This window comes from Mycobacterium sp. UM_Kg27, from assembly GCF_000972905.1.
In the GTDB taxonomy this organism is placed as follows: Bacteria; Actinomycetota; Actinomycetes; order Mycobacteriales; family Mycobacteriaceae; genus Mycobacterium.
The window spans coordinates 1-10,750 of the sequence record NZ_JRMM01000141.1; the positions used below are offsets into that span (position 1 = coordinate 1).

General features: G+C 59.4%; 8 protein-coding genes and 1 pseudogene. 2 read left to right on the plus strand and 7 right to left on the minus strand.

Features of this window, described 5'->3' with window-relative positions; translation table 11 throughout:
• Positions 1-90: 90 nt before the first annotated feature.
• The 7 genes and pseudogenes from LI94_RS17915 to LI94_RS17940 form a co-directional block, all read right to left on the minus strand.
• Positions 91-267: pseudogene (locus LI94_RS17915) on the minus strand (ATP-binding cassette domain-containing protein); the annotation flags it as partial.
• 318 nt (positions 268-585) lie between these two features.
• On the minus strand, positions 586-3,531 hold the full coding sequence (locus LI94_RS17920; RefSeq protein WP_052739967.1) for a Z1 domain-containing protein: 2,946 nt from the start codon (positions 3,529-3,531) through the stop codon (positions 586-588).
• A gap of 5 nt (positions 3,532-3,536) precedes the next feature.
• Positions 3,537-4,520, minus strand: coding sequence for a PD-(D/E)XK motif protein (locus LI94_RS17925; protein WP_239651265.1), 984 nt, complete (start codon positions 4,518-4,520; stop codon positions 3,537-3,539).
• A 12-nt stretch (positions 4,521-4,532) separates the two neighbouring features.
• Complete coding sequence (locus LI94_RS17930) at positions 4,533-6,038, minus strand: ATP-binding protein (protein WP_046302045.1); 1,506 nt, start codon at positions 6,036-6,038, stop codon at positions 4,533-4,535.
• Positions 6,038-6,355, minus strand: coding sequence for a DUF1156 domain-containing protein (locus LI94_RS22500; protein ID WP_239651266.1), 318 nt, complete (start codon positions 6,353-6,355; stop codon positions 6,038-6,040). Before LI94_RS22500 ends, LI94_RS17930 begins: the two co-directional genes overlap by 1 nt.
• A 68-nt stretch (positions 6,356-6,423) precedes the next feature.
• A complete protein-coding gene (locus tag LI94_RS17935; RefSeq protein ID WP_046302046.1) occupies positions 6,424-6,870 on the minus strand; it encodes a very short patch repair endonuclease in 447 nt (148 codons plus the stop codon).
• A 12-nt stretch (positions 6,871-6,882) separates the two neighbouring features.
• Complete coding sequence (locus LI94_RS17940; protein WP_046302040.1) at positions 6,883-7,587, minus strand: hypothetical protein; 705 nt, start codon at positions 7,585-7,587, stop codon at positions 6,883-6,885.
• Between the two features lie 102 nt (positions 7,588-7,689).
• Between LI94_RS17940 and LI94_RS17945 the strand changes: the two genes are divergently transcribed.
• Together LI94_RS17945 and LI94_RS22505 are read left to right on the plus strand one after the other, a co-directional pair.
• Positions 7,690-8,778, plus strand: coding sequence for a DNA cytosine methyltransferase (locus tag LI94_RS17945; protein ID WP_046302041.1), 1,089 nt, complete (start codon positions 7,690-7,692; stop codon positions 8,776-8,778).
• Between the two features lie 11 nt (positions 8,779-8,789).
• On the plus strand, positions 8,790-10,631 hold the full coding sequence (locus LI94_RS22505) for an ATP-binding protein (protein ID WP_192830999.1): 1,842 nt from the start codon (positions 8,790-8,792) through the stop codon (positions 10,629-10,631).
• Positions 10,632-10,750 lie beyond the last annotated feature (119 nt).

Consider the following 10,750-nt stretch of genomic DNA (forward strand, 5'->3'; position numbering starts at 1 on the left):
TGGCTGCCATGTCGTTGCTGATTCTTCCTGCCCGAACACCGGGCATCAGAGTCGCACAACAACTGGACCACTACGAGGGGCTCACCTCAAGCCGGCGAGCGGCTCCAGATCGCCGGCCAGGATCCGCAACAGGGTGCTCTTGCCGGCGCCGTTGGCACCCACCACACCGATGACGTCGCCCGGTGCCACGGTGAGGTCAACGCCCTCGAACAGCGTGCGGTGCGCGAAGCCGCCGGCCACATTCTTCGCGACGAGTGTTGCGGTCATTGGTACATGGTCGCAGGGGGCGAATAGGGCATAGCGGGATGGCGGTGTGCAGGAAGGCGCTAGTTCATCTACCGGTGCGCCGATGGTCTTCTGGGCCGCGGCCGTAGCAGCGCCGGGTGTCCGGCCCGCTTTCACCAGAAGTGGTTACCAACGTTGCGGGCCCGATCAAATTGCGTTAATCCAATCTTGAAGTTGGCCGGAGTGGAGCAAGGACCCAGAATGCAGTGGTTGAGGTAATCGAATCCCAGGGCGATGCCACGTAGGAGTTCGAGGCAGGGGCTGTCCCGGCGGATCTTTGAATACTTCGGGGACTTTTGGCTATGGCTTCTCAACCACAACATCATCCGGCTTCGCGGAGTTAATAACAGTCCATTGAATCAGTTTGCTTCTCGGTACGGCTGCGACGGGAACCGCGATCGAAAGGAGGCCGACGAGTTCTTCTCGGCTGACAGGCACTGTGATGTCGTCGGGCTCGCGATCCGGAACGATGGAGGCCAGGATGAGGCCGCGGGTCTGTGACTGCCCGAGGTCTGGCACCGCTTGGCCCTCGACAATCGGCCTACCGGCAGCTCGGTGTTTACGGTCTGATCCGACGAAATCGATTCGGCCGGCCCGGCGGCGACGCTTCACGATAGAGACGTCCTCACCAAGCTCCGGTATCGGGAAGAGCCTGCCATCGGTGTTCGGCCACGTCCACAAGATCGCCCAATCAGTGATGCGCTGGTCTTCCGTCGCCTTCTGAATGAAGCTCGTGAGTGCCTTAATGTTCGCGTTGTACTCCGGGTTCCACACAAGCCGTGTGAACAGTTCCAGGAACTCAGCGGCATCGATCAAGCCGACTCTCGCCCGCTGCTTGTAGCCTGACTTCCCGTCGACCTCGTACGGGAGCATGACCTCGGTCTTGGCGCGGGATAAGAGCGGCACAACAACTTCGTCGAAGTTCGCGCGGTTCGCAGCGTCTTCGCGAGCGGGGATGCCGTAGAGATCCTGGACGTCGGTCGGTGCCTTATTGGCGATAACCGCATTCCACATCTTGTTGCGCGCAGTCGGTTTCAGCCACGGAAGATGTTGGCTCACAAGTGGCGGGATCTGCCGCGGCTCCAGCACAGGCATGCCATCGGCATCGAACCCCTCGTACTGCCTAAGCTCGTCCCTGAACGCCTCTTCATCCATCAGCAGCGCTTCAAACGCCTCGTACAGGTCGACGTTGGCGTCTCGGCGGATGTAGAGCCGGACGAGATCTTGGTAGCCGGGCCGGAAACCGAACCAGCGGCCAGCTTGCATGAGGGTGTCCGCCTGACCGGCTTTCCGGCGGAAGTACGAGACCGTTAATCCCTCAACGGTAAACCCCCGACTCAACTGGGTTCCGCCGACGAGGATGCGCCAAACCTTGTCAGCCTCGAAATCAAGCTTCTTCTGCTGGGTCTGGATCTCCTTATCGGAATTGACGATCAGAACCGGGTCGCCATCCATCTTCATCTGCGCAAGAGCCAGACCGATAAACGGCTTAACCTCTTCGAAGGAATTCGGAACGGCTTCACCGTTGGCCCGCGCAATCATCACGGGGAGGAAATCTTGTTCGTAGAGTTTCCTCAGCCGGGCGAATCCCTCGGAGGAGTTGAACTTCGAGCTGTTCCAGAGGGCGCGGACGTCGGCGGCCGTCTCGGCGTGATCGTTCTTCTTGACGGATTCGTGAACGAGCATTGTGTGATGCCGGAACGTTCTCGGTGAATTGGCTTCGCGATACTTTTTGATGGCTCCGGTCAGTACCCACGCGTCGAGCGCTTCCTGCAGTTCTGCCAGACGGCCGTCCGGATCAGTAATAACATCCCCGACCAGCGGTCGAATGTGGGCCAGTTCGTTGGAGCTTGCGAATGTCTTCTCTTCGTCGTCCCAACGCTTGCCAACATCGTGGAACTCCTGGACACCCATGTAGCCGGGCGGACGGTACAGCGAAAGTACGAAGTCGGCTGGGAACAGGTCACGCTCGTCGTCGGGGTCCACGAAGACGTTGGCGAAGGGAGTTGCGGTGTAGCCGACGTATTGTGCGCGCGGGCAGATATGCAGAATCTCGGTAATCAGGTGGTTAATTGTGGTGCGTTTGCGGTTCGCCGCGGAGGTCTTGTTCCACGTCGCCGGGTTGGTGGTGTCGACTGAGGCTTGATCGGCCTCATCATCGATGATCAGGACCGGAAGCTCGGCCAGGTCATTCTTGAGTGGCTTGAGGTCCTGGATGAGCTTCTTCAACGACGCGCTGTTCTTCTTGATGACCGCCACGTACGCGCCCGAGTTGAATAGGTTCACCTCGTCGTTGAGCGGCTTCTGCTTGTTCTGTCGAGCAAACTTCAATTTCGTCATCGCCTGGGGCAGGCGTTTGTAGTCACTATGGTGGCTGGTGACGCGCGAGATCTGCACGACTCCAGGCTGCTCCAGCGCCGTGCCGTGCTTGACGAACCTGTCGGCGAGCCACTCGACGTCTTGCTGGTAGTCAAGCTCTTTCGCGACGGTCGGATCTGTCGGATCTTGGCCGGCAAGGATGTTCTCGACGCCCATGAGCTCCATGTCCATGCGCCGCTGCGTCTGGGAGCGCAGGATCTCGATCGTGCCGGTCAGCACGATGATGAGCCGGTAGCCAGCGTCGATGGCCTTAGCCGCGACTCCAGTGAAGTTGGCCGTTTTGCCACTCTGGACGTATCCGACTACCAGCCCCTTAGTCTGTTTCACCTCGGGTCGGGTAGGTCGACTGAGCCGTTCGATGACTTCAGTGGTCGTCTGGTCGAGCGAGGCAATCGATGCAGCCGGCCACTTCTTCGTGCCACTAAGGTACGCCTCGTAGTCATCCCAATAGACACTCGTGCGGCGTTTTCGCTCCTCGGCATACCAAGGTTCGAAATTCTTGGAGATCACAATGGCCTTGACTTCGAAGACCTCCACTCGTTGTGTGAAGGCCGCCGCGACCTCCGTCGAGAGTCCCAGTCCCTTGTAGATTGCTGCGCGTCGTTCCCGGGTCCGCGCCGGTGTGGCGTTGCCGTGTACGTCGAGGAACTCATCCTGGTTGTCCCACTTGGCGAGAGCCATGCGCGCCTGAGTCAGCGAGGGCTCGTTCTCGTCCGCGTCACTGATGAAGGTCGCGAGGTCCGGTTCGGCTACCGCGCTGCCAGACAGCGCCATTAACAGCGGGGCTACCGGCGCCGGTTGCTGGTTCTTTAGAGCGATAAAGACACTCGTCAGGGCATCTGCCCAGGCGGGGCGCTGGTCGGTCACGTGCGTCAGTTCTCCTTCGTCTCCACGAACCCGCCGATGGTGTCGGGAAGCGCGTTGTAGACCAGATCGGTGAGGTCCACTTTGTACGAGACTTCCGACAAAAGCCCGAAGTTCGGTACGACAGGTGCCACCAGGTCAGGAGTCATCGCAGGGAAATCACCTGTCACGGCATATACGCGAGGCTGGGAACGCAGCGCCCAGAACGTCGAGTACAGGTCAGCATCGACGTCCTGCCAGCCGAACGCGGTCAGCAACGCTTCGACGGCAACTTGGTGACCGCCAGCAAGGGTTCGTACTTGGGCGACAATTTGGGGCAGCGTCCGCCCACCCTCCGGCGAGCTCCGGGTCAATTGGATAGACAGCAGGCGCAGCGGCACCCCTCGGAGCGGAACCAACTGACTGAGCCCGTTGATAACGTGCTTGCGTCGCTCGCCGCTGGTGGTCTTCACCTCGATATGCACCAGGTCGAAGGCGAAGTCGTGTTCCTCCGACAACGGTCCCTGCCAGGCGGCAACTGCGGGCCCGGCACCGATCTGCTGGATGAGAAATTCGAGGAACAACAGTTCTCCGAAGAGACCGACTTCCTTCTCCGTCGTGAGTGCACCGCGGCCCGCTAGGACGTTGCGGTGCCGCGCCACCCCGGCCGCAACTGCAACAGCGAGCGGAAGCTTCTGGATCTGCAGCCCATCGGCGATAGTGGCGAGCAAACCGTAGGCGCCGTGGACGTTGCCTTCCACCCGCACAGTCAGCTCAGCAAATTCATCTCCGTCCAAGACGACCGCGTTGAAGTCGACGTTCTTCAGTTTGGCGACGTCCGGTTCGGGACTGTCGTATTCGGTGACGAGTGTGAGAAGTCCGTTCTTGGGGTCAAGTTGAAGGCGACACCCTGGCTCACCCTTGATCGGCAAAACCAGTGGCGCCCCGTGGTCCCACAACTCGTCGAGGGTCGCAAGCGTAAGGTGGCGTGCGTCATCGGGTGATGGTGTCACCAAAAGCTCCTGTCATCGCTCACGACGCGCATGCGCTTCCGCGACCACCGCAGCACCGAGAACGCTCTTCCACAGCGAGATCTCGTCCTTATCCCTGGAGCCCAAATGCTGGCCCTCGTAGACGTGGTGCGTCAGCAAGAACATCAAAGTCTTCAGCACCGGGGCGTCATTTAGGCTGCCCCCCTCGGGGGCGAACAGCGGTCGGTAGCGGCTGTTGAGCCAAAGTGTCTTGCTTGGTAGGTCGACATCGAAGAAATCTGTCTCAGTCATCCGTCGCCACTTTATGTCGATAGAATCGCCCGCAATAAACGGTAGCTCGGAACCGATCTTCTTTCGAACCGCTGGCGCGAACCCTTTGTCCGGCTTGATCACAGGCTTGCGTTTACGTTTGCGTCTGTTGGCGTCTGTGTAGACGGACTCTGCGTCCTGCAGATACTCAATAAACGTCGTACCGTCCGACGCGGCCACCCGGCTGATCGCGTCGTGAAAGACCGGCTCGAACTTAAGGCCGCTCTTCTCCGGGTTCATAGTCAGGAGGTGCCCGATCGCCTCACTGTCCTCTAGTACTACCCGAGCGAGTTGGCGCGCTGGGCTCGGGTTGGCGGTGGCGGACCAGCCGCCTATCTGAAGCAAGCGATCGTTGCGATAGATGTAGAAGCCTTGGAACTGTTCGCCTGGCTTGCCGCCGATCCGGAAGCCGGTGATATCCGCCTTAGCCGGCCAAATATGGCATGCGAGCTTGGCCCGCGTATCACCGGCTTCAACGATCAGATTCTTCGGATAGTCGGGGTGCCCGGATTGTGCGTAACCGAATGGGTTGATCGGCATCACCGGTACTCCTGGCCCGAGGAGCGCCTCACCGAGTTCGTCGACGAGGACGTCGATCTGAAGTCTCTTATCAGCGAGCAACCTATGGAAAGTGACACCGAGATGGGCTCGCAGCGCGTCGTTTCGGGTAGCGAGCCATCGACATGCCTCCTCCTCGCTGTGACCTCGGTACGCATTCCTCACGTCGGTCCATATGACCGTCGTGCCTTCTGCGACCCCGAGGATGACCTGTCGTTCAGCGCCACGTTCGGCGGCGACGTCGGCCGCAAGGACTTCGCAAGTGAAGTCTCTGGAGAAGTCCGCGCGCCGGATCCGCCTACCGGCGGGTTTTGCACCAGATCTGCTGGACCATACGGTGAGGACATCAGCGTGGCCGAAGGAGGCTGCCTTGAGGCCCATGCCGAAGTGGCCGAGGTCTCCTTTCCGGTAGTCACGCTGATGACCGATAGTCATGGCGGCTGTGATGGTGGTGTCGTCCATGCCGTTGCCGTTGTCGAGAACCTCAACCTGGACGAGGCGCTCCTTCCGGGTAAGCAGACGGACCGAGACGCTGGTGGCTTGCGCGTCGACGCTGTTGTCAATGAGGTCGGCTATCGCGGACTCTAGCGTGTGGTTCGCACCGAGACTGTTGACGAGTCCTGCGTCCGGGGCAAGCTTGATCCGTTGCACGACATCGTTACCCACGCTCATCACTCGACATCCTCCTGGCATTGGACTTCAGGATCTCGACATGCGCCACCGCGGGCAACTTGTCGTCTCATACGCTGTCCCAGTGAGCAATGTCGTTCGATAAATCCATCAAGTCGCCCGCGCTCAGTCCGTTGCTCGTTTTCCGTCGAAAATCCCACCGCACGAACACTTGGCTCTTCCACCAACCGGGCAAACGAGTCGGCCCACGCAGCCGTTAGGGGTCGGCGCGGTGACCAGAGGTGGAGCGTTGACGGGTGACTATGGCGAATGGACTTCGCTCGAGCCGCTTGTTTATTTATCGCCTCCGACGGCGACACCTCGATGACCTTGCGCTTCAAACCATTCCTCGGACTTGGCCCATTTTGGGAGCTGGCGGCTCCACGAGTTACATACCAGGGGTGTCCGACAAGCCCCGCTGTGATCTGCGTTTTTCAGACCGAACGACAGCCTCGACGAAGTCCGCCGCGCACTCCGGGTCCTCATGCTCCCAGATACGGACTACCGTCCACCCGATTTCGGCCAGATATGCGTCGGTCTCGCGGTCACGCTCGATGTTGCGGGCCAGCTTCGACGCCCACCAACCTCCGTTCCTCTTCGGCTCGGTCCCATGCTCGGGGCAGCCGTGCCAGAAGCATCCGTCGACGAACACGGCGACCCGTTTCGCCGAGAAGGTGAGGTCCGCCCGGCGTCGCGGCATCCCCGGCAGCGGTAGATCGACGCGGTACCGCAAGCCGCGTGCGTGCAGCAAGCGGCGCAGCATCATCTCGGCTTCTGTGTCTCGGCGACGCTGTATCGACATACGGAGCGAGGTCGACGCATCGGTCAAGGGCACCGTACACATCGGCTACTCGCCCCCGAAAATCGAGAAGAGACCGTTCCATTTCCCAATGTCAGGTCCAGGAGCTCTGAGGCTTTCGTACGGACATGCTTCGCTCTGGCAAATTCCTCCGGCGAGCACTTGAAGGTCGCCGTACGCCATCTCGGCGGCCAGTGCGGTCGGCGCCATTGTGTCGGGCCGCGGTCCGCTGACGGGCGCTCGGTCGAGAACAGCCCGATCCCGACTTAGAAAGACATGCGCTTCGACTGCCTGCGCTTCGGCGACGAGATCGCGATCGGCTACCTCCGGCAAACCGTTTACGTCTCCGCCCGAGGCGAGGCCCTCACGGTCGGAAGGCACTGGGACGGTCCAATCGCCAGACTGAAACGCGAGGCTCTCGGCCAGGGCGTTAATTGCCGGAACGCTGGCAGCCAGGAAGGGCTCGGTGACGCGATTCGCGTCGACGCGTGCTTGCGGGTTGGCGATTAATCGAACGTCGCAGAGCAACCAGATATTGATGAGCGTGTCCAGCGCCACCAGCTCCTGCTCGTACGCGTCGCCTTCGTTCGGAGCCTCACCATTGAGCAATCCGTAACCGTGCTGGCGCGATTCGATGTGAATGTTCGAGTCCAGCGCAACGACCAGCGGGCCGTGATAGCCGGGAGGAAGACCCAGGGGCATCGCCGCAGGGGAAACTCCCACCTCTCCATCCGCGGTGGCCTCGTGCAACATGTTTTCGAGAGTAGGCTGCGTTAGCCTGCGCGGATAGCGGCACCAACCGGTCGTGTCGATCCGGGTGCAAGGTGTCGGACGGGCCGGCTATCGTTGCATTCCATGGCGGGATCCCGGTCGTCTCTGCACAGCAAGATTCGCGTGCTCGACCTATTCAGCGGCGCTGGCGGCCTCAGCGCGGGTTTCGCAAAAGCGTCGCCGCGGTACACGACGGTGCGCGCAGTGGAGTTCGACGACGCCGCCGCAGCTTCGTACGCGGCAAACCACGGAAAGTCCATGGTCTACGCCGGCCCGATTCAAGAGTGGCTGCACCACGAAGAGGTCCCTGCCGCAGATCTAATCATTGGAGGCCCTCCGTGCCAAGGCTTTTCGTCCCTAGGCACGCGCGACACTAACGACGATCGAAACAGGCTGTGGGAGTATTACGCCCACACGATCACCAAAGCACAACCGAAATTGTTCGTACTCGAAAATGTCCCGGCGTTCTTGTCATCGGTGCAGTATCGACGATTCAAGGGGTTGTGCAGCGCCGGTGGCGAACTAAGCGACTACGCCTTCCAAGCTGACGTCCTGAATGCTGCCGACTACGGCGCTGCGCAGGTGCGCAAGCGGGTCATCCTTATCGGCCATCATCGTGACCTCGAGTTCCCTTGCTGGCCTAAGCGGTCTCACGAACGGAGACAATGGCGCACCGTCAAAGACGTGTTGGCGGGGCTGCCCGAGACCGTCACTCAGTTGAGCCTGCCTGATCGCTCGTACGACTTCCGCGGGAAGCTATTGCCCGGCCCCTATCGCACCGACGAGCTTCATGTAACTCGGCACTACGAAGACATCTCACTTAAACGATTTGCCTGCATCGAGCCCGGCGGTAACCGCTTCCAGTTGCCCGACGACCTTAAACCGAATTGTTGGCGCAAACACACCTCTGGGTCTGGCGACGTAATGGGCCGACTCTGGTGGGACCGACCGTCGGTCACTATCCGCACCGAGTTTTTCAAGCCGGAGAAGGGCCGGTACCTTCATCCGACCGAGCCGCGCGCAATCACGCATCAGGAAGCGGCTCTTATCCAGGGCTTCCACGAAAGCTACCGGTGGGTCGGGTCGAAGACCTCGATCGCGCGACAGATCGGCAACGCCGTCCCTATACCACTAGGCAAGGCAATAGGGAAGCATCTAGAACGGCACCTCTGATCCGAATGGGCATGAACGAAACTCAGAAGAACATAACGTCGAAGTTCGAGAACTCCGATCAATTCTTGCCATACATCGACGAGATCCGGTTCCCGATGTACAAGTCACTGGTAGACGACCTGACGCTGCCGTTAAACTGGCCGATCATCGCGCTCGTGGGACCTAATGGCACAAATAAATCATCCATACTACAAGCGATTTCCGCCGCACCGGAGGGACGCAGCCTCGCCGAATTCTGGTTCTCGACCGAGGTCGACGATATCGATCGAGGACCACGAGGAAAGGCCACCCACCGATTCGTCTACAGGTACCGGTTTGACCGCTCGGGCGTAAGCGCCGAATGTAGAAAGTACCGCGGGTCAAAAAAGTACAGGTCGGCGGAAGTTCCGAAAGCACTCGCGGGTCGCCGCGACCCAGACTACTGGGAGCCGACGAAGAGGGTTACATCCGACAGAATGGCGCTGTTGCCTACGTCTGGATACGCCGCATGGCTTTCAGAGAGTCGCGACCGATGGAACCAGATAAAAAAGGAAGTCACCTACCTCGACTTCCGCTCCGAACTCAGCGCATTCGACAAATTTATCCACCACGAGTCGTTCGATCACTGGACTCCAGACGCGACACGGAAACGGTACAAGGCTGTCCTTCGGTCCAAGTGGATCGCCAGAGCCCTCGCTGGCGTTGCTCTTCCGAAGAAGGAACGACCACGTTTGATTACCCCGCTTCGACAACTCAGCGCCGAAGAGGTGTCAGAAGTGTCGATGATATTGGGCAAACCGATCGAGAAGATCTTGATCATTGAACATAAATTCTTCGGGCCGAGCGGATTCACTGTGCGACTCCAGCTCAAAGGAACCGGAGCGGAATATTCGGAAGCGCACGCTGGAAGTGGCGAGTACGCCGCAATCCGGCTGGTCGACGCTATAAAGAACGCTCCACAACGATCCCTGATCCTTCTGGACGAGCCGGAGGTCTCACTGCACCCAGGGGCTCAGATCGAGTTGATCAAGTTCATCGAGCGCGAGGTACTCCGTAACTGCCACCAGGTTGTAATCTCGACGCACTCACCAGTCCTGGCCGCCCAGCTTCCGGACCAGGCGATCAAGGTGTTCGGGTTCGATACCAGTCGACAGCAGGTCGTTCTAGTCGCTGACGGATGTTCATCCACCGAGGCGTTTACCCACCTCGGCCACATTACTCTCGGACCTACCCGCCCTCGGCTTATCGTTGAGGATGACCTGGCTGCCGAAATTGTCCGAGCCTCACTCCGTCGGCACGCCCCTACCAAACTGAATAGTCTTGAAATAATCCCCTTCCCCGGCGGCGCCGACGGCATCGTCAAGAATGTCCTGCCGGCGTTGACAATTGCGAACGTCGCGAAAACTGGAATTCTGCTTGACGGGGACAAAGTACTTGCAACTTTCGAATCCGAACTGGACGTACGGGAGGCAGCCAACTCCGCAAAGTTCGACATAGAACGCCTCAATGACATTTGGCATAGTCAATTCCACGAGACGGATCTAAATCTGTACTCTAACTCAGATCACGGCCGAGATCCGGCGACGCTGCATGCCTGTCTTATTTGGGCAACCGATCACCTGGGGCACCTCCCCGGAAGAAGCCCAGAAGAAGCGCTCGCTATAGCCATAAATAGCGATATCGCATTGCCGATCAACGACTGGAAGAAGTTCTGGGTGGAAAAAACGCGCGCAGAACTTCATCTCACTAATGACGAAATGGTTACCGCTGAAGATATCTTGAATGTTCAACGTCTCCACTTGGCGAGACTCCCCGACGAGTCCCTACTTTTGCTGGAGACGCACAAAACGATTGAGCGCATCATAGAATGGTGAAATTGCGAACCTCATTTTGGGCGGCTATGAGCTCTACGATAAGACCGGACAATCTGCGGAAAACATGCTGCCTGTCCTGGGTTAATGAAATCTACGCGACCTGTCTCTTATACACATCT

Excerpts from the sequence above, each read along its gene's own strand:
- LI94_RS17930 (WP_046302045.1), bottom strand. The coding sequence starts at position 6,038 with ATGAGCGTGGGTAACGATGTCGTGCAACGGATCAAGCTTGCCCCGGAC.
- LI94_RS17940 (WP_046302040.1), bottom strand. The coding sequence starts at position 7,587 with ATGTTGCACGAGGCCACCGCGGATGGAGAGGTGGGAGTTTCCCCTGCG.
- LI94_RS17945 (WP_046302041.1), top strand. The coding sequence starts at position 7,690 with ATGGCGGGATCCCGGTCGTCTCTGCACAGCAAGATTCGCGTGCTCGAC.
- LI94_RS22505 (WP_192830999.1), top strand. The coding sequence starts at position 8,790 with ATGAACGAAACTCAGAAGAACATAACGTCGAAGTTCGAGAACTCCGAT.